Annotated in this window: 17 protein-coding genes; 7 read left to right on the forward strand and 10 right to left on the reverse strand. The window is 60.3% G+C overall.

Features of this window, described 5'->3' with window-relative positions; genetic code table 11:
* Positions 1-2 precede the first annotated feature (2 nt).
* The 6 genes from KX729_RS00280 to KX729_RS00305 all read right to left on the reverse strand — a co-directional run bounded on the left by KX729_RS00280 (position 3) and on the right by KX729_RS00305 (position 6,850).
* Complete coding sequence (locus KX729_RS00280; RefSeq protein ID WP_219740465.1) at positions 3-1,244, reverse strand: cysteine desulfurase; 1,242 nt, start codon at positions 1,242-1,244, stop codon at positions 3-5.
* Between the two features lie 192 nt (positions 1,245-1,436).
* The gene (gene sufD, locus KX729_RS00285) at positions 1,437-2,711 is read right to left on the reverse strand and encodes a Fe-S cluster assembly protein SufD (RefSeq protein WP_219740466.1); all 1,275 of its coding nucleotides are present in this window, start codon (positions 2,709-2,711) and stop codon (positions 1,437-1,439) included.
* A 23-nt stretch (positions 2,712-2,734) separates the two neighbouring features.
* Positions 2,735-3,490, reverse strand: a complete 756-nt coding sequence (gene sufC / locus KX729_RS00290; protein ID WP_219740467.1) for a Fe-S cluster assembly ATPase SufC — start codon at positions 3,488-3,490, stop codon at positions 2,735-2,737.
* Positions 3,491-3,597: 107 nt separating this feature from the next.
* A complete protein-coding gene (locus KX729_RS00295; protein ID WP_219740468.1) occupies positions 3,598-3,939 on the reverse strand; it encodes a GIY-YIG nuclease family protein in 342 nt (113 codons plus the stop codon).
* 128 nt (positions 3,940-4,067) lie between these two features.
* Positions 4,068-5,537 (reverse strand): Fe-S cluster assembly protein SufB, encoded by a 1,470-nt coding sequence (sufB, locus tag KX729_RS00300; protein ID WP_219740469.1) that lies wholly within the window; start codon positions 5,535-5,537, stop codon positions 4,068-4,070.
* 146 nt (positions 5,538-5,683) lie between these two features.
* Entirely contained in the window at positions 5,684-6,850 is a 1,167-nt protein-coding gene (locus KX729_RS00305; RefSeq protein ID WP_219740470.1) for a cysteine desulfurase family protein, read from the reverse strand.
* Between the two features lie 257 nt (positions 6,851-7,107).
* Here KX729_RS00305 and KX729_RS00310 point away from each other — a divergent pair, with 257 nt between their 5' ends.
* Positions 7,108-7,785 (forward strand): alpha/beta hydrolase, encoded by a 678-nt coding sequence (locus KX729_RS00310; protein WP_219740471.1) that lies wholly within the window; start codon positions 7,108-7,110, stop codon positions 7,783-7,785.
* A gap of 45 nt (positions 7,786-7,830) precedes the next feature.
* On the opposite strand, the gene KX729_RS00315 is transcribed toward KX729_RS00310, so the two are convergent.
* Positions 7,831-9,018 (reverse strand): GGDEF domain-containing protein, encoded by a 1,188-nt coding sequence (locus tag KX729_RS00315; protein ID WP_219740472.1) that lies wholly within the window; start codon positions 9,016-9,018, stop codon positions 7,831-7,833.
* Between the two features lie 124 nt (positions 9,019-9,142).
* Positions 9,143-9,295 carry a hypothetical protein gene (locus KX729_RS00320; RefSeq protein ID WP_219740473.1) on the reverse strand — a complete coding sequence of 51 codons (153 nt, stop codon included), beginning with the start codon at positions 9,293-9,295 and terminating at the stop codon, positions 9,143-9,145.
* Between KX729_RS00320 and tyrS the strand changes: the two genes are divergently transcribed.
* Positions 9,282-10,535 carry a tyrosine--tRNA ligase gene (gene tyrS, locus KX729_RS00325; RefSeq protein WP_219740474.1) on the forward strand — a complete coding sequence of 418 codons (1,254 nt, stop codon included), beginning with the start codon at positions 9,282-9,284 and terminating at the stop codon, positions 10,533-10,535. The genes KX729_RS00320 and tyrS overlap by 14 nt on opposite strands.
* A gap of 66 nt (positions 10,536-10,601) precedes the next feature.
* On the opposite strand, the gene KX729_RS00330 is transcribed toward tyrS, so the two are convergent.
* Positions 10,602-10,967 (reverse strand): SecDF P1 head subdomain-containing protein, encoded by a 366-nt coding sequence (locus tag KX729_RS00330; RefSeq protein ID WP_219740475.1) that lies wholly within the window; start codon positions 10,965-10,967, stop codon positions 10,602-10,604.
* Between the two features lie 56 nt (positions 10,968-11,023).
* Complete coding sequence (locus KX729_RS00335) at positions 11,024-14,431, reverse strand: YhdP family protein (protein WP_219740476.1); 3,408 nt, start codon at positions 14,429-14,431, stop codon at positions 11,024-11,026.
* A gap of 143 nt (positions 14,432-14,574) precedes the next feature.
* Here KX729_RS00335 and KX729_RS00340 point away from each other — a divergent pair, with 143 nt between their 5' ends.
* The 5 genes from KX729_RS00340 (at position 14,575) to KX729_RS00360 (ending at position 19,464) form a co-directional block, all read left to right on the forward strand.
* On the forward strand, positions 14,575-15,042 hold the full coding sequence (locus KX729_RS00340) for a peroxiredoxin (RefSeq protein ID WP_219740477.1): 468 nt from the start codon (positions 14,575-14,577) through the stop codon (positions 15,040-15,042).
* Between the two features lie 23 nt (positions 15,043-15,065).
* Positions 15,066-15,893: a ferritin-like domain-containing protein gene (locus KX729_RS00345; protein WP_219740478.1), complete on the forward strand. Its 828-nt coding sequence runs from the start codon at positions 15,066-15,068 to the stop codon at positions 15,891-15,893.
* Positions 15,894-15,986: 93 nt separating this feature from the next.
* Positions 15,987-17,300 carry a M23 family metallopeptidase gene (locus KX729_RS00350; RefSeq protein WP_219740479.1) on the forward strand — a complete coding sequence of 438 codons (1,314 nt, stop codon included), beginning with the start codon at positions 15,987-15,989 and terminating at the stop codon, positions 17,298-17,300.
* A gap of 218 nt (positions 17,301-17,518) precedes the next feature.
* On the forward strand, positions 17,519-19,039 hold the full coding sequence (locus KX729_RS00355; RefSeq protein ID WP_219740480.1) for a DEAD/DEAH box helicase: 1,521 nt from the start codon (positions 17,519-17,521) through the stop codon (positions 19,037-19,039).
* 11 nt (positions 19,040-19,050) lie between these two features.
* Positions 19,051-19,464 carry an NUDIX domain-containing protein gene (locus KX729_RS00360; RefSeq protein WP_219740481.1) on the forward strand — a complete coding sequence of 138 codons (414 nt, stop codon included), beginning with the start codon at positions 19,051-19,053 and terminating at the stop codon, positions 19,462-19,464.
* Positions 19,465-19,550: the final 86 nt, after the last annotated feature.

Here is a 19,550-nt window from a genome sequence, read left to right on the forward strand (position 1 = left end):
CCTCAGGCAAAGAAATTACGCGCATATTCAAGCGCATCGGCAAGTGCGTCGACTTCGGCGCGAGTATTATACATGCCGAACGATGCGCGGCATGTGGAGGTGACGCCGAAGCGTTTCAAGAGCGGCATGGCGCAATGGGTACCGGCGCGAACCGCGACACCCTTGCGGTCGATGACCATCGATACGTCATGGGCATGGATGCCGGCAAGCTCGAAGGAGAAGATGCCACCCTTGCCCGGCGCATTGCCGATGATCCTGAGCGAGTTGATGGACCGCAGCCGCTCGGCAGCATAGGCAGCCAGATCCGCCTCGTGGCGGGCGATCGCCGCACGGCCGACCTTTTCCATGTAATCAAGCGCGTAACCGAGACCGATCGCCTGGACGATCGGCGGCGTGCCGGCTTCGAACCGGTGCGGCGGGTCGTTATAGGTGACCATATCCTCGGTCACGTCGATGATCATCTCGCCGCCGCCCTGGAACGGCCGCATCTGCTTCAGGCGATCCGACTTGCCGTAGAGCACGCCGATGCCCGACGGACCGTAAAGCTTGTGGCCGGTCATCACGTACCAGTCGCAATCGATGTCGCGAACATCGACCGGCATGTGGACCGCGCCCTGGCTGCCGTCGATCAGCACCGGAATGCCGCGCTCATGGGCGATGCGGCAGACTTCCTTGACCGGGACGACCGTGCCGAGCGCATTCGACATATGGGTGATGGCGACGAGCTTGGTCTTTTCCGTCAGCGACTTCTCGAAGTCCTCGATGTGGAAGGCGCCCTCGTCATCGACCGGTACCCAGACAAGCTTGGCGCCCTGCCGTTCGCGGATGAAATGCCACGGCACGATATTGGAGTGGTGCTCCATGATCGTCACGACGATCTCGTCATCTGCGCCGATATTCGGCATGCCCCAGCCGTAGGCGACCGTATTGATCGCCTCGGTGGAGTTCTTGGTGAAGACGATCTCATCGACCGAACCGGCATTCAGGAAACGGCGCACCTTTTCGCGCGAGGCTTCATAGGCGTCGGTCGCGGCGTTCGAAAGGTAATGCAGGCCGCGATGGACATTCGCGTATTCGCTCGAATAGGCGTGGCTGATCGCGTCGATCACCATCTGCGGCTTCTGCGCCGAGGCGCCATTGTCCAGGTACACGAGCGGTTTGCCATGCACCATGGTCGACAAGATCGGGAAATCCTTGCGGATGGCTTCGACGTCGTATGCGGTTACCGGTGTTGTCTGGTCCATTGTCAGACCCTTTCATGTCGCTCCTCAAAGGAGCTACCGCAGAAGGTTTAGTTTCGCAGCCGTTGACGCTTGCTCTACGTCATCCTCGGGCTTGTCCCGAGGATCTATCCACATTTACGCTTGCTGGACCGGCTTGGATGCTCGGGACAAGCCCGAGCATGACGGAGGAAACGTTGCCCTCCGTCATCGCCCTCAGGCATGCTTTTCCAGCCAGGCCGAGATGACGCCCTCCAGCGCCTCGACCAGCTTTTCGTCTTCCAGCTCTTCGACGATCTCGGCCACGAAGGCGTTGACCAGCATGGCTCGCGCCTTGTTTTCCGGAACGCCGCGGGCCATCAGGTAGAAGAGATGGTTGCGGTCGATATCGGAAACCGTGGCGCCGTGGCCGCAGATCACGTCATCGGCGAAGATTTCCAGCTCCGGCTTGACCGAGAATCCGCCGTCGTCGGACAGAAGCAACGTGTTGCAGGCCATCTTGGCATCGGTCTTCTGGGCGTCCGGAGCGACCCGGATCATGCCCTGGAAGACGCCGTTTGCCTTGTCGAACACGACGTTGCGGATGATTTCCGTCGAGTTGGTGTGCGGCACGTTATGACCGAGCACCAGCGTGACATCCGTATGCGTGTCGCCGCCGAGCAGATTGACGCCGCGCAGCGTCAGTTCGGCGCCCTCGCCCTGGACATCGATGCGCAGTTCCTGGCGCACCAGCTTTCCGCCAGCATTGACCACGAACAGGCGCAGCTTGGCGTTGGTGCCAAGCTTGGCACGGATCTGGCCGAGATGCGTATCGGCGGCGCCCTGCTGCTGCAGGATGATCCAGGTGATTTCCGCACCGTCTTCCAGTGCGATGTCACTGATCGAGGATACGAAGGCGGCACCTTCCATCACCGCCCGGTGACGCTCGATGATCGTCGCCTTGGATCTGGCGCCAAAGGATGCCGGGAAGCGCGTATGGATCTGGCCGGCGCCATGCAGCGCCTGCAGCTCGACCGGCTCGGCGATCTCGGCGCCAGCCGGCACGACCAGCGCAAAACCGTCGCGCACGAAGCTGCCGTTGATGCGGCCGATCGCGTCGTCCTTGTCGAGTGCCGTCAGGCCGGCAAGTGCCGAACCATCGGCAAGCTTTTCCTTGAAAAGCGAGAGCTCGATACCGTCGGCCGTGGCCTTGATATCGGCAATGCCGTCCAGGACCGAAAGCACGGCCGAGCCTTCGACGATCGGCGAAAGCGGGTCGATGACGGCAGACGGTACGGCGTCCGGAATGGCGCGTAGCAGCGTCTTCAGGTCGGTATAATGCCAGGATTCGATGCGGCGGGTCGGCAGGCCGGCCTTTTTCAGGTCGTCCAGCAGCCGGTCGCGGGTGCCGATCACGGCGCCATTGCCCGGCAGTTCGCCGATCTGCGCGCCAAAAGCTTCGACCAGCGCCGTTTCGGCGGCGGTGAGACGAGGTGTCGTCTGCATGTTCATGAGAACGTCCCTTCCCTCAGCCTTTAAGCGGCTTCCCCGATGATGTCGGCATAACCGTTTTCTTCGAGCTGCAGTGCCAGCGACTTGTCGCCGGAACGGATGATCTGGCCCTTGTAGAGGACGTGGACCGTGTCCGGCACGATGTAGTCGAGCAGGCGCTGGTAGTGGGTGATGACGATCGTGGCGCGATCCGGCGACTTCAGCGCGTTGACGCCATCGGCAACGATCTTCAGCGCATCGATATCGAGGCCGGAATCGGTTTCGTCGAGGATGCAAAGGTTCGGCTCGAGCAGCGCCATCTGCAGGATTTCGGCGCGCTTCTTTTCACCACCGGAGAAACCGACATTGAGCGGACGACGCAGCATGGCCTGGTCGATCTTCAGCTTTTCGGCAGCTTCCTTAACGCGGCGAATGAAGTCCGGCGTCGTCAGCTCTGCTTCGCCGCGCGCCTTGCGCTGCTCGTTCATGGCGACCTTGAGGAACTGCATGGTGGCGACGCCCGGAATTTCGACCGGATACTGGAAGGCCAGGAAAATGCCCTTCGACGCGCGCTCTGCCGGATCGAGTTCAAGAATGCTCTCGCCGTTATAAAGGATGTCACCCTCGGTGACTTCATAGTCTTCGCGGCCCGAAAGGATATAGGAAAGCGTCGACTTACCCGAACCGTTCGGGCCCATGATGGCGGTAATTTCGCCCGGCTTCACGGTGAGGTTCAGACCGCGGATGATCTCGGTGCCGTCTTCGGCGATGCGGGCGTGCAGGTTCTTGATCTCAAGCATTTCGTTTTCCTGTTCGTACAGCGGGTTCAAGGGCCGCCTGATAGTTCGGGACGTATGTCATCCGTTGTTTGTCGTCATCCTCGGGCTTGTCCCGAGGATCTAAGCCGTCAGCCGTAATCGTCTACCTGAATGGTATTCGGATGCGGCCGATAGACATTCTCAATTTCGTCGATCCGCTCATAAAGGTCGATCCAAGTTGGATTGAGCGCCTCTATGAGCCTAACCTTCCATTCCCGCAGATAGCGTTTCAGAGATTTCTCGCGTCGTATCGCTAGAACGATATTCGGATGGCTTTCAAACCAGACCAGATTTTTCGCTCTGTATTTCTCGGTGAAACCCTTCTGAATTTTGTTTCTATGCTCCCAAGTGCGATCGCGTAGATCGCTGGTCACACCAGTGTAAATCACGCCTCGTGGTTTATCGGACATCATGTAGACGAAGCCACTCATACAACCTCCGTCATCCTCGGGCTTGTCCCGAGGATCTAAGCCCTAAAACACAAGCGAAAACGTCTACGCTCAATCCTCTCACGTGGTTAGATCCTCGGGACAAGCCCGAGGATGACGGAGGTTGCGAGTTAGCCCACAGATCCTTCCAGCGAGATGCTGATCAACTTCTGGGCTTCCACCGCAAACTCCATCGGCAGCTGCTGGATGACGTCCTTGACGAAGCCGTTGACGATCAGGGCCACGGCTTCCTCTTCCGGAATGCCGCGCTGCATGGCGTAGAACTTCTGGTCGTCGGAAACCTTGGACGTCGTCGCCTCGTGTTCGATCTGCGCCGATGCGTTCTTCACATCGATGTAAGGCACGGTATGCGCACCGCACTTGTCGCCGATCAGCAGGCTGTCGCAATTGGTAAAGTTGCGGGCGTTGTCAGCACGGCGATTGACCGAGACCTGGCCGCGATAGGTGTTCTGCGACACGCCGGCGGAGATGCCCTTGGAGATGATGCGGCTCGACGTGTTCTTGCCGAGATGGATCATCTTGGTGCCGCTATCGATCTGCTGGTGACCGTTGGACACGGCGATCGAATAGAACTCGCCACGGCTGTCATCGCCACGCAGGATGCAGGACGGGTATTTCCAGGTGATCGCCGAACCGGTCTCGACCTGCGTCCAGGAAATCTTGGAACGGGCACCACGGCAATCGCCACGCTTGGTGACGAAATTGTAGATGCCGCCCTTGCCCTGGGCGTCGCCCGGATACCAGTTCTGGACGGTCGAATACTTGATCTCGGCGTCATCCAACGCAACCAGTTCGACGACAGCGGCATGCAGCTGGTTTTCATCGCGCTGCGGCGCCGTGCAGCCTTCGAGGTAGGACACGTAAGCGCCTTCCTCTGCAATGATCAGTGTGCGTTCGAACTGGCCGGTATTCTTCTCGTTGATACGGAAGTAGGTGGACAGTTCCATCGGGCAACGAACGCCCTTCGGCACGAACACGAAGGAGCCATCGGTAAAGACGGCGGCGTTCAGCGTTGCGTAATAGTTGTCGGTCGTCGGCACGACCGAACCGAGATACTGCTTGATCAGTTCGGGATGCTCTCGGATGGCTTCCGAGATCGACATGAAAATCACGCCGGCCTTCTGAAGCTCCTTCTTGAAGGTCGTGACGACGGAAACCGAGTCGAAGACCGCGTCGACAGCGACCCTCGGCTTTTCGACGCCGGCCAGGATTTCCTGTTCCTTCAGCGGAATACCGAGCTTCTCATAGACTTTCAGCAGCTCCGGATCGACTTCCTCAAGCGAGGACGGGCCGGTCACGTTCTTAGGGGCCGCGTAGTAGTAGATGTCGTTGAAATCGATCTTGGGATATTCGACACGCGCCCAGGTCGGCTCTTCCATGGTCAGCCAACGCTTATAGGCATCGAGACGCCATTCCAGCATCCATTCCGGCTCGTTCTTCTTGGCCGAAATGAAGCGAACGATGTCTTCCGAAAGACCTTTGGGCGCCTTGTCCACTTCGATAACGGTTTCGAAACCGTATTTGTACTGGTCGATATCGATCCCACGGACCTGATCGATCGTTTCCTGGACAGCAGGCATGTCATTCTCCAAATCTTGCCGGTTCAAATTCCGGCAATTTCGTCATCTTCTCGGGGGGACAGTGCCTCCCTTATGTAGGCGCCAGAAGGCCGTTTTCACACCTTTTGGCAAGCGGAAATTTGTATTTCCGCCATTTTCGAAACCGCCTAGGCGGCAGCCCCTGCCGGCTTGCGGCGGGCGGCAATTTTCGTGAAGGCGGCGATCGCGCGATCGATATCCGCCTCCGTCGTTTCCGGCCCGAGCGAAATTCTCAGCGCACCGAGCTTCGGATCATGGCCCATGGCCGTCAGAACATGGCTTTCGCCGACTTTTCCCGAAGAGCAGGCCGAACCGGCGGACAGCGCGATACCTTCCAGATCGAAAGCAATCTGGCCGGTCTCCGACTTCAGACCCGGCAATGTGAAGAAGCAGGTATTCGCCACGCGCAGAACGGAAGCGCCATGGATGAGCGCATCGGGCGCCGCCCGCACCATGCTGCCTTCGAGACGATCGCGGAGGATGGCGATCGCGGCATTACGGTGATCCAGGTTTTCATGGACAGCCTCCGCGGCTGCGCCAAAACCGACGATCGCGTGAAAATTCTCGGTGCCGGAGCGATGGCCCTTTTCCTGTCCGCCGCCGCGGATCAGCGGCTTCGGCATCAGTATTTCGCCGCGCGAGATGAGCGCGCCGACACCCTTGGGGCCACCGATCTTGTGAGAAGACAGGATTAGGAAATCGGCATCCAGTGCATTGATGTCAACAGGAATGCGGCCGACCGCCTGGACCGCATCGACGACCATCAACCCGCCATGGGCGTGAGCCAGCGCCGCAGCCTTGGCAACCGGCTGGATGATGCCGGTTTCGTTATTGACCAGCATGACGGCGACCATCGGCATGCCAGTGCTGCGATCGTGAGCAGTCAAAGCGTTTTCAAGGGCTTCGAGATCGATGATGCCCTCAGGCGTGACTACGACTTCCGTAACGTCAGCCGGGTCGAACCGGCCGCCCTCGCGGATAGCCAGATGTTCGATCGCCGAAACGTAAAGCCGGCTCACATGAAGGGGCGCACGGCCCATCCGGAAGTCCGGTGTCAGGATGTGGTTGGAAGCCTCGGTCGCACCGCTGGTGAAGGTGACATTCGCCGGTTCGGCGCCAACCAGTGCCGCGACGTGGCGGCGCGCCTTGTCGACGGCGGCACGGGCCGAACGGCCCTCGCCATGCACCGAAGACGCATTGCCCGGCAGCTGCAGCGCATCGATCATGGCGGCGCGGGCCGGCACGCTCAAAGGCGCCGTCGCGTTCCAGTCCAGATATATGCGGTTCAGAGCCATTGCCTGATCGGGTTCCGTGTCTAGATAGCTGTCTAACGACATATAGGAGGGCTGGACCGCATTTTCCTTGAAATTTCGGCCAGCCATGCCTTAAGAGACGTCACATCGGGCACCGCAGGACGGATGCCCAAAGTTTCGAATGGTTCTAAACTGTGTTTTAGAAAAGCTGAGCGGCTTCGTCAAGTCAAACTCGACGTCGTCAGAGCCGATATGGCAGCCGGTTTGGAACCAGAGCACGCACGCTGACCGGAGTACCGATGCCCGAAGTCATTTTCAACGGCCCCGCAGGCCGCCTGGAAGGCCGTTACCAGCCCTCCAAGGAAAAGAGCGCCCCGATCGCGATCATCCTGCATCCGCACCCGCAGTTCGGCGGCACGATGAACAACCAGATCGTCTACCAGCTCTTCTACATGTTCCAGAAGCGCGGTTTCACGACGCTCCGGTTCAATTTCCGCGGTATCGGGCGCAGCCAGGGTGAGTTCGACCATGGTGCGGGCGAGCTTTCCGATGCGGCCTCTGCGCTCGACTGGGTGCAGAGCCTGCATCCCGATTCGAAGAGCTGCTGGGTTGCCGGTTATTCCTTCGGCTCCTGGATCGGCATGCAGCTTCTGATGCGCCGGCCGGAAATCGAAGGCTTCATGTCGATTGCGCCGCAGCCGAACACATACGACTTCTCGTTCCTCGCCCCCTGCCCGTCGTCCGGCCTGATCATCAACGGCGACACGGACAAGGTCGCGCCGGAGAAGGACGTCAACGGCCTGGTCGAGAAGCTGAAGACCCAGAAGGGCATCCTCATCACCCACCGCACGGTCGAAGGCGCCAACCACTTCTTCAACGGCCAGGTGGAGACGTTGATGGGCGAATGCGAGGATTATCTCGACCGCCGCCTGAATGGCGAGCTGGTGCCGGAACCGGCTGCCAAGCGCATCCGCTGAGCGGAAATCGGATTGAACTCGAAACGGCCGCTTCTGCGGCCGTTTTTATTTGACGGACCGGATCGGCGTCGGGCCGGCAAAACCTGAAGGCCGGGACTGCCGGACGCGATTTCGTCCTGAGCGTTTGGCCTCGTAAAGCGCCATGTCCGCATCGCGCATGGCATCCGCCAATGTGCCGCCTTCGGCAAGTTCCGCGACCCCGAAGCTTGCGGTCACGGTGAGAGACTCGGGCAAGGCGGCGATCGAAATCCCCAGCGTTCCGCTTCTCAGCGCCTGGGCAAGCAGTACGGCCATGTCGACCGTCGTGTTCGGCAGGAAAAGCGCGAATTCCTCGCCACCGATACGGCCGATCACCGCATTTCTCGCAGCGCTCGCCTGAAGCAGGTCTGCGAAGGCCTGGATGACGAGATCGCCGGCATGGTGGCCATAGGTATCGTTGACGCGTTTGAAGTGATCGAGATCGCAGATGACGACGGTATGCGGTCGTCCCGAAGCAGCCGAGATCGCCACGTTCACGCCGTTCTCGAAACCGCGCCGATTTGCGAGCCCCGACAAAGCATCCTTTTCCGACTTGCTCCGCTCATCCGCCATGATTTCAAGAACCAGGACGGACAGCATCGTCAATCCGACGGCAACGACCAGGACGGCGGTCGAACTTTGCGAGATCAGCGCGTAATTGGTGTTGATATAGTCTCTTGCCGTCGCACCCGATCCCGCGATGACCGCAAAGGCGGCCTTTGCGAAAAAATGCAGCCCGGTTGCCGCCAACAGGCCGCCCAGCGCGCGATCGATCGGCAGCCGACGGCTGGAGCGGAAGACCACCGCGGCACTTGTCAGGATCACCAGGGCAAATGGTGTCTGGTAGGAAAACGCATGGATGGCCGTGCTGCGCGGCAATTCGTAGATGACCACGTCAAGCAGGATCGAAGCGACGAGAAAGCACAACGCCCAGACCGGGCTCACTTTCGAACCATAGAGATCACCGACGCCGACGCGAAGGAGAATCATGCCGCCGAGCACGGAAGCGAAGGCGCCGATCGCCCAAAATTTTGTGAAATCCGTGTAGGCGACAAGCAGTTCGCAGATGGCCGACAGCGACGCAACGCCAAAACCGGCCGCGAACCAAAGCGCCGCGGTTCTCGATCGGCTTCGGGTCGAAACGACCGCGAACACCGCTGCAAAAGATGCCGCGATGATGAAATTTACCGCCAGGAAAAAAGCTGCCCCGTTCATCAACCCATCAATGCAGCAAAGCCGCAACACCCGGTTACCGTGTCCCGGGCGGATGTTAGGATTGCATAAAACAAGAAATCGTTAATGTCCAAAATATTGGTGCATCATTGCTGCAGAAGCTCCCCTAACGGCAGGCATTCATAACGTTGATGGCGCGCAGCATCACTTTTGAAGTGATTGCGGGACTTTTTAAAGTGATTACCGGCTGAAACAGTGGTAGAGGCGCGGCGTCCATTAAAAACACATCCTGCCAGAGATAGATCATGTCCAGGTTCAAGTCCGATTTCCTCCGCACGCTCGACGAGCGCGGTTTCATCCACCAGATCTCCGACGAGGCTGGTCTCGACGAACTGTTTTCGAAGGAAATCGTCACCGCCTATATCGGCTTCGACCCGACGGCGCCGAGCCTGCATGCCGGCAGCCTGATCCAGATCATGATGCTGCATTGGATGCAGCAGACAGGCCACCGTCCGATCTCGCTGATGGGTGGCGGCACCGGCATGGTCGGCGACCCGTCCTTCAAGGACGAAGCACGCCAGTTGATGACGCTCGACACGATCGAAGGCAATATCGCCTCGATCAAGCGGGTGTTCTCCAACTACCTGAACTACGGCGACGGTCCCAAGGACGCGCTGATGATCAATAACGGCGACTGGCTGCGCGAACTCAACTACCTCGAATTCCTGCGCGACGTCGGCCGGCATTTCTCGGTCAACCGGATGCTGTCCTTCGAGAGCGTCAAGACGCGCCTCGACCGCGAGCAGTCGCTGTCCTTCCTCGAATTCAACTACATGATCCTGCAGGCCTACGACTTCGTCGAGCTTGCCAAGCGCACCGGCTGCCGGCTGCAGATGGGCGGCTCCGACCAGTGGGGCAATATCATCAACGGCATCGACCTCGGTCACCGCATGGGGACGCAACAGCTCTTCGCCCTCACCTCGCCGCTACTGACCACGTCGTCCGGCGCCAAGATGGGCAAGTCGGCAACCGGGGCGGTGTGGCTGAACCCAGACATGCTGTCCGCCTACGATTTCTGGCAGTATTGGCGCAACACGGAAGACGCGGACGTTTCGCGCTTCCTGAAGCTCTACAGCACGCTGCCGATGGATGAGATCGCCCGTCTTTCAGCGCTCGGCGGCTCGGAGATCAACGAGGTCAAGAAGATCCTGGCGACGGAGGTCACCGCGATCCTGCACGGCCGTGCCGCCGCCGAAGAAGCTGCCGAAACCGCACGCAAGACATTCGAAGAAGGCGCGCTTTCCGACAACCTGCCTTCGATCGAAATTCCGGCTGCAGAACTTGAAGCTGGACTTGGCGTTCTCACCTTGATCGTCCGCGCCGGTCTTGCGACCTCGAACGGCGAAGCCCGCCGGCATGTCCAGGGCGGTGCGGTGCGCATCAACGACCAGCCGGTCAGCGACGAGCGCCGGATGATCGGCAGCGGCGAGATCACCGGTGATGGCGTGATCAAGCTGTCGCTCGGCAAGAAGAAGCACATTCTCGTGCGCCCGGCCTGATCCAGCCGGTTGTCTCTCCAGAAAAAAGGGCCGCGATGCGGCCCTTTCGCATTGATGGATGGCGCATCAACCGCCGGACGGCTTCTGCACTTCGGCACCGATCGTCCCCGCTTCGCGGATGGTCGATGCGAGGCGCTCGGCGAATTCCTGGCTGAGATTGGAAATCAAGAAATACTGATTGGTAGTCGGATTTTTAATCGTCGGCAGCCAGACGGCTTTGCCGTTGACTTCTATGGCAACTGTTTGACCGACATTGTCGGCAGTCAGGCGCTGCAGGGCTTGGCTGGACGCTTCCGACAAACGCACGACCACGCTGTAGGAGCCATCGCTGGGATCGCCCTTCACCTTGACGTCAAGAACGTCGAGATTTTCCGCTCTCGCGACGCCAGCGGAAACAATCAACAATGATAGCCCGAATAATATTGATTTCATTATGCGCTCTCCTCGACAACCCGGGCGAGATAGCGCTCACAGAATGGACGGCAATATTATTGGAACTCGAAGATCTGCCGGAAGATGCCGGGGGCGATGAGTGACAGCGGATTGACCGTCAGCTTCGGCTTGTCGAACTGGCCCTCGAGCTTAAAGGTGATGCCGAGCAGGCCGCGGTCGCGGCCGTTGCCGAGAATGGCGCCGATCAGTGGCAATTCGCCAAACAGCCGGTTCAGTCCATAAGCCGGCATGAACGTTCCCGTCATGTCCATATTGCCCTTGCCGTCGCGCACGAGCCCCTGGAAGGTCGCGCCGATCTGCTCGCCGCGCACCACACCGTTATCGACGGCAATAGCGCCGTTGCGATAAAGCAGGCTCGCAAAGCCACGCTGGAATTTGGCGCTGGTCACATCGATATTGCGCTTGGTGGTAGTATCGAGGCTCCGCCCCTCCTGGTCGGCGGTGGAGACCAGCGATTGAAGCTTCTGTTCGTTGACGAGTGAGAAATTCCGCAGATCGACCGAGCCGCTCCAGCTGTCTTTACCTTCCGACTTCAGCCGCAGGTTCATCAGCCCGCCGCGCATGTTTTCGTAGAGGTTCAGGAAGCGTATGACGGCACCGGCATCGCCACTGGTAATGGAAATCGTGTCGCCGGCGGCCATTTCACTGACGACCGCCTGGCCGCTCGGCGTCGCTCCCGAAAAATCCGCGGTCGAGATCGTTCCGCCGCGGCTGGAAACCAGTAGCGACACATTCGAGATGGCCTGATCATTAAATCCGATCAATCGGTCGAGCTTGGCGCGCACGGTGGTGTTGCTGCTGTCACCGTCACGACTGCCGCCGCTCTTGCCACCCTTGTCGCCGCCTTTCAGCCTGCCGATGATCGGACGCAGATCCACGGCCGAGCCGTTGACCGAAACGTCAAAATTGCCCTTGGATCGCTTGATCGAAACGGCATAATTGTCGCTCGGAGAAAGCTGCATGCGGGAAAAATCCGCCGACGACAGGCTGTTGCCGGCGAGCGCGATATTGCCCCTGGCGCCGAAGCCATCGCCAGTCAGCTCGAAATTGCGGATATCGGTGTGGTCGGAATCGCCTGCCAGCTCGAACTGCGCCTTGGCTGGGATGCCACCGCCCTTCGTCCATCCGAGCCACGGCACGGAAAGCGTCGCGCGGCCAAGATCGAGTGCCACGGCCTGGCGGTTTTCATCGATGCGCGTCAGCTGGGCGGTGACGGTCCCGTCTATCAGGTCAGACAGGCCCGGCGCCAGCTTTTCGCGCTGGTCATTGCTGAGCGTAGCCTTGATGACCCGTTCGCGCTTGACCGGCGAATTGCTGTCGATCGGTTCGACAAGCGCGATGTCGGCCGGAACGTCATCGATCGTCCCCTTCGCCGCCAACCGCGCCGCCTGGGTATCGACATCCAGCGTACCGTCCATCATGCCGATCCGCCGACCGGACAATTGCTGCTTCAGTCCGACATCGTCCAATTCGACGTGGGCATTCCAGGTCGGCTTCGGAGGGTTGTGAGCCTGGATGAGGCCCATGTGCGCCTGAAGGTCCACCTTGGCATTCCCGGTAAAGTCATCCGGCTTGAAGCCCGTCCCCTTCAGTGCGTTGATCGGCCGGAAATTCGAAAGCTCGGTGACGGCATCGGCCGGCCCGTTGAGCTTGAGCGCCAGATCGGCCATCAAAGGCTTCGTGTAGGTGGACGGAATGGTGAAACGCCCGTTTTCGACCGCCACGAAACGTCCCGACGGAAAGAAGGAGGCGGCGCGCGCGATATCCACCTGCAAATGCTCGCCCCTGAGTTCAAAACGCCCGTCGATATCGCGGAGCGGCGGCACGTCACCCGGCAGGTTGAGGCGGGTGTCAGCGAGATCGAAGCTGATCTGCAGCTCATTCCCGTTGAGTTCCATCGGTATTCCCGGTCCCTTCATCCGCCCGGCCGGAATGAACACGGCGATCGACCCGTTGGTGATGTCGCCGCCGAACATGTTGTCCATCACCCATTCGCGCGGCTTGCGGGCCATCCAGAAGGGCCACAGCTGCTTGACGCCGGTCACCTGCATGTTCGGCAACTGCGCGCCGAAACTGATCTCCGGCGACTGGTTGTTGCCGAAGCGGACCTTCAGCGAGCCCACCATGCGGCCCATCGGGCTGGACACGCCCATCTGGTCGAACTGCAATTCGCGGTCGACGGTCAGATAGCGGCCATTGGCCTTCAGATCGAAATGGGCCGGTTGCTCGCCTTCGGTGGCGCCTGTCGCGGTGCCGCCGCTCACCAGAAGGTCCAGCCCAAAACCGAGCCGCTGATCCGACGGGTTGATGTGGTTCAGATCGACGACCGCGCCGGTGAACGGCAGGATCGTTGGACCAAAACGGGCTTCGGACTTTCGCAGTTCGATCGAGTTTTTGGAAAAGTCGTAGGCGACATTGATATTGGCGCCCGAAAAAGTCTGCTCCAGCCCGTCGAAATAGAAATGCCCCGGCGACTGTCGCAGGGTCGCGGTCATGGCGGGGTTGGTGTTTTCGCGCGCCCTCACCGCCGAGAGGTCGAGGTCGAGCGAGCCCTCTATGCCCTCGCGCGGTGTGCCGTCATCGGCGCGCTGCAGCAGGAAAGGCGTGACTTCGAGGCCTGACAGCTTGGCGGAAAGCGACGTCGTTACCCCGTCGACGGCTTTGGACGCGGCCTTCAGCATGGCCTTGCGGCCATTGAGGCTGATCGTACCGTTGACATGGACGTCGCCGTCATCGCCGCGGGCCAGTTGCAGTTCGTTGACGGCAAGGGTGATCGGCGTGCGCCCCGGCGGTGCCGGAAGCAGGATCTCGATGCCGGAAATCCGCACCGAGCCGGTGCCGGTTCTTTCGATCAGACCTCGGGCCTCATCAAAGCGCTGGAACGCCTGTTCCAGCAACTCCGGCGTGGCGTCGATCCGCACGTCCGACATCGGCAGCGGATCGCCCGACGGCAGTTGCGCGGTATCGAGCCGGATACGTTCGGCTGCCAGATACTGGATGGAGATGCGACCGGTCACGAGAGCGAAAGGATCAACGGCAAGCCGCATAGCACCGGCTCGGCTCAAATGCTCGCCGGTCGCCTTTTCGACGATATCGACATCGCGTGCTTCGAGCGCCAGCCGCATGCCTGAATCGAAGCGGATCGCCGTCGAGCCGACAGTCGCGACATAGCGGGGGCCGATCGCATCGTTGAGAGCGCTCTGGGCGCGGGCAGACAGGGTCCCGTCCACCGCGCCGGTTTCGATCGCCACGAATATGCTGCCGATAGCCGCGATGACCAGCATGACGAACAGCATCGCGATTTTGCCGAATCGCACATAACGAACCGGCGGCCTCGGGCAATGGACGATGATCGGATCCTCGACCTGGGCCGAGGGCATTTCATGCAGGGGAACGATGTCCTTCCGGCTGAAATTGACCCTTTCTCCGCGAATTTCCGCCATCCGGTGCGATCTTATCTTTCTGTCTTCGCGAGCGTTTCAACCGGAACCTCATGATCCGGGCGAGTGATCTGGACGCCAGCGGCGCCAGTATATACCGATTGCGGCGACATTGACTCAGGATGCCGGCAAAAGAAAGGAAATCCATGTCCGAATTGGCAATTGGCAAGAAGGCTCCCGATTTCGAGATTCCGCGCGACGGGGGCGGCACCGTTTCGCTCAAATCCCTGGCTGGCAAGCCGGTGATTCTCTATTTTTACCCCAAGGACGACACCGACGCCTGCACCAAGGAGGCGATCGCTTTCACGGGTCTGCTGCCCGAATTCGAGAAGGCCGGTGCAACCGTGATCGGCGTCTCGCCCGACAGTGTCAAGAAACACGACAAGTTCGCGGCCAAGCACAATCTCGCCGTCGTCCTTGGCTCGGATGAAGACACTGCCCTTGCCAATCTTTACGGTGTCTGGAAGGAAAAGAGCATGTATGGCCGCACCTATATGGGTGTGGAACGCACGACCTTCCTGATCGGCGCCGATGGCAAGATCGCAAAGATCTGGCCGAAGGTGAAGGTCGCGGGCCATGCCGAAGAGGTGCTGGAAAGCGTCAAGGCGCTCTGAGCTGCTTGTGTGAAAGGGACAGAATGTCGGGAGAGTTTGCGATCACTTCGCTGCGGGGCGGCGCCACGACGGCGATCCTCTCTGCCGATCTCGACATCAAGACACGGCTTGCGCAGGAGGCCGCCACCCGCTGGTTCGAACGGCGGCTGTCTCTGCGCTCGCCGCTCGACCCGCCGCTTCCCGAACGCCCAGGCCGTCCGGCAAAGCCCGAACTGGTGCCGCCGAAGGCCGTCGGGAAACGATCCCTTCATACGGTGAACGGCCGGATCGCAACACTGCATGCGATCGCCCATATCGAACTCAACGCCGTCGATCTGGCGCTCGACATCGTCGCCCGATTTGCGACGGAGCCAGTGCCGAATTCCTTCTTCGACGGCTGGATGCAGGTGGCATTCGAGGAAGCCAAGCACTTCCGTATGGTACGGACCCGTCTCAACGAACTCGGTGCCGATTACGGCGATATGCCGGCCCATGACGGGCTTTGGCAGGCGGCTCATTCCACTCGCAACGATCTGACGGCGCGGCTTGCCGTCGTGCCACTTATCCTCGAAGCCCGCGGCCTCGACGTCACGCCCTCGCTGCAGGCGAAGATGCGCGAGACGGGCGATATGGAAACTGCCGCCATTCTCGACGTCATCTACAATGACGAGAAGGGTCACGTTGCGGTCGGCGCCAAATGGTTTCGCTTTCTCTGTGCCCGCGAGAAGAAGGATCCGGCCGCGACATTCAAGGAACTGGTGCGCGCTAATTTCCGCGGCTCGCTAAAAGCGCCCTTCAACGATATAGCGCGTGCCGAGGCCGGCCTGACCCCGTCATTCTACCGTTCGCTGACATCGACCAGCTACGCCTGAAACACCCGGCAATAAAGCATTCGTTAACCATAACCATGTGTAATCCCCACAAAGGGAATAGCGGCCGACGAGTCGCATCTCGGGGAGACGCGCGTGGCGAAAGGTGCAGACAACAGGGTGTTTGGAAAGCGCGCGCCCCAGCACGTCCTCATTCTGGCGAGCGGCGAAAAAATCCGCCACATGACCATCCGGCCCTGGATGGCGGCGCTAACCTTCTGCTTCGTTGCCGTGTTCGCGATCGGTTACCTTGCCGCCACCTCATACCTTGTCATCCGCGACGATCTTATCGGCGCGACCATGGCGCGGCAGGCGCGCATGCAGCACGATTACGAGGACCGCATCTCGGCCTTGCGCGCCCAGCTCGACCGCATCACCTCGCGCCAGCTTCTCGACCAGCAGGTGGTCGAGCAGAAGGTCGAGAAATTGCTGGAGCAGCAGGATGCGTTGTTCTCACGCCACGGCAAGCTCGGCTCGCTCCTCAATCGCGCCGAAGAATCCGGCCTTACGTCTCCCGAAACACCGGCTTCCCCGACCCTTCAGGCGCCGACCAGCGAGCGCCAGGCCTCCCTTTCAGGCGGCAGCGGCGGGCTGAACGCGATCGACAAGCTGCTTTCGGGTGAGAACTCGGCAACGCCGCTGCAGGCGACCACTGCGCTTGGCTATACTCCACTGCGCGAAAACGTCGCCGACCGGGCGGACAGGGTGTTTTCCAAGGTAACGCTCTCCTTGAAGAATATCGAGAAAGAACAGCTCGCCAAGATTACCAATCTGACCAGTGGCGCCGCTGATACGGCGGACGCGATCACCGCCATCCTGCGACGCACCGGCGTCGATGTCGCATCCGCGGCCATCAAGCCGCAGGTCGAGCCAACCGGCGTCGGCGGCCCCTATGTGGCGCCGATTACCAATATCACTGCCTTCGACGCATCGCTGGACGAGCTCGACTCGCAGCTGAGCCGTCTTGAAAAGGTGCGCGAGACAGCCCGCGAGCTGCCCTTCGGCAACCCCGCCCCCGGGCATGAAATCACCAGCCGCTACGGCAACCGCATCGACCCTTTCCTCGGCCGCCTCGCCCTGCATGCCGGCATCGACTTCCAGGCTGAAACCGGCCAGGACGTCAAGGCAACCGGTGCTGGCAAAGTGATTTCCGCCGGCGTCGCTGCTGGCTACGGCAACATGGTCGAGATCGATCACGGCCAGGGCATCACCACCCGTTACGGCCACATGTCCAAAATCCTCGTCAAGGAAGGCGATGCGATCGAGGCCGGCGACATTATCGGCCGTGCCGGTTCCACCGGCCGCTCCACCGGCCCGCACGTGCACTACGAGGTTCGCCGCAACGGCGACCCGATCGATCCGATCCATTTCCTCAATGCAGGCATGAAGCTCACCACCTATCTCAACTGAGCTCTCTTCCGAAGGTTGTCTTCCTATCGGGCAGTTCTTTCAGGATGAACGGTAGCCGGCTTGCCGGTTTAGCATCTTCGTTCACCAATGCGCCCGGCAATCTCCCTGCTTTTCTTGACTTTCAGGCTTTTTGGTCCTATGTCGCGGGCCAGTTGTCGACAAGTCTCGCTTCGACCCCACAGTGTTCGCTTAGAACCGGAACGGAAACAGAATTTCCTTTGACCACATTTGCTGATCTTGGCCTGAGCCAGAAAGTCCTTTCCGCGGTTACTGACGCGGGTTACACAATCCCTACTCCGATCCAGGCCGGGGCAATTCCGCACGCTCTGCAGCGCCGCGATATCTGCGGCATCGCGCAGACGGGAACGGGTAAGACGGCATCCTTCGTTCTGCCGATGCTGACGCTTCTGGAAAAGGGCCGCGCCCGCGCTCGCATGCCGCGCACGCTCATTCTTGAGCCAACCCGCGAACTGGCCGCCCAGGTGGCGGAGAACTTCGACAAATACGGCAAGAACCATAAGCTCAACGTCGCACTTCTGATCGGCGGCGTCTCCTTCGAAGACCAGGACCGCAAGCTTGAACGCGGTGCCGACGTGCTGATCTGCACGCCCGGCCGCCTGCTCGACCATTGCGAGCGCGGCAAGCTGTTGATGACCGGTGTTGAAATCCTCGTCATCGACGAAGCAGACCGCATGCTCGACATGGGCTTCATTCCGGATATCGAACGGATCGCCAAGATGATCCCGTTCACCCGCCAGACGCTGTTCTTCTCGGCCACCATGCCGCCGGAAATCCAGAAGCTCGCCGACCGGTTCCTGCAGAACCCGGAACGCATCGAAGTGGCAAAGCCCTCCTCGACCGCCAAGACCGTGACACAGCGCCTCATCGCCTCGCACAACAAGGATTACGAGAAGCGCGCCGTGTTGCGCGATCTCATCAAGTCGCAGGACGATCTCAAGAACGGCATCATCTTCTGCAACCGCAAGAAGGACGTCGCCGATCTTTTCCGCTCGCTGGAACGGCACGGCTTCTCGGTCGGCGCCCTGCATGGCGACATGGACCAGCGTTCGCGCACCACGATGCTGGCGAACTTCAAGGATAACAAGATCACGTTGCTGGTGGCATCCGATGTCGCCGCGCGTGGCCTCGATATCCCCGACGTCAGCCACGTCTTCAATTTCGACGTACCAATCCACGCGGAAGACTATGTCCACCGTATCGGCCGCACCGGCCGTGCCGGTCGCTCTGGCGCTGCGTTCACGATCGTCACCAAGTCCGACACCAAATATCTCGACGCCATCGAGAAGCTCATCAACGAGAAGATCGAATGGCACAGCGGTGACCTTTCGGCCCTCCCGGCGCCGATGGAAAGCCATGACAACGAACGCGGTGGCCGCAAGGGTCGCGATCGTGATAAGGACCGCGGCCGTGGTCGCCGAAACGATTCGGCACGCGGCGATTCGAGTCACAAGGTTGACACGAAGAGCGTTGATAATCAGATCGAAGCAGCCGAAGAGGCAATTGTGGAAGCTAGGGTGGAAAACGTGAGACCGGAGCGCAAGGCAGACAGGAAGCCGCAGAACAACGGTGGCAACCGCAACGCACGGCCGAACCCTGCAAATGACGACAATCGCGAGCGTCGCCGTTATCGCGACCATGACGACGGCCCGACCCCGGTCGGCTTCGGTGACGATATCCCGGCATTCATGCTGATCGTCGCAAACGCCGTTAAGGCCTGATCTTAAGCCCCATGTCCGCTAAACCCGGCATTGATTTCCCTGGCGTCGGCGCCGGGCTCGTTATCCTACGCGAGGACGGCAAAGTTCTGCTTTGCCGCCGCCTCAAGGCGCCGGAAGCGGGTTTCTGGAATATCGTCGGCGGCAAGGTGGATGTGATGGAGCATTCCTCGGACGCGGCGCGTCGCGAAGCGCAAGAGGAAACCGGGCTGACCATCGGCAAGGTGGATTTCCTCTGTATGGCAGAAGAAATCATCGAGGCGGATCGTCAGCACTGGATCTCGATGATCTACGTGACCCGCGACTTTACGGGCGAACCCACACTCACCGAACCAGACAAGCTTTCCGACATCGGCTGGTTCGATCTCAAGGACCTGCCGCAACCGCTCTCGGCCTTTTCCGCCAAGGCATTCGCGCATCTCGCCTGACGATCCGCGCATCGCGGCCACGGCCTGGATTTCCCAAGCCTGAAAACACGAAAGCCGTTCCGGCTGGGCCGGAACGGCTTATCTTG

This window comes from Neorhizobium populisoli, from assembly GCF_019430945.1.
GTDB classification, from domain to species: Bacteria; Pseudomonadota; Alphaproteobacteria; order Rhizobiales; family Rhizobiaceae; genus Neorhizobium; species Neorhizobium populisoli.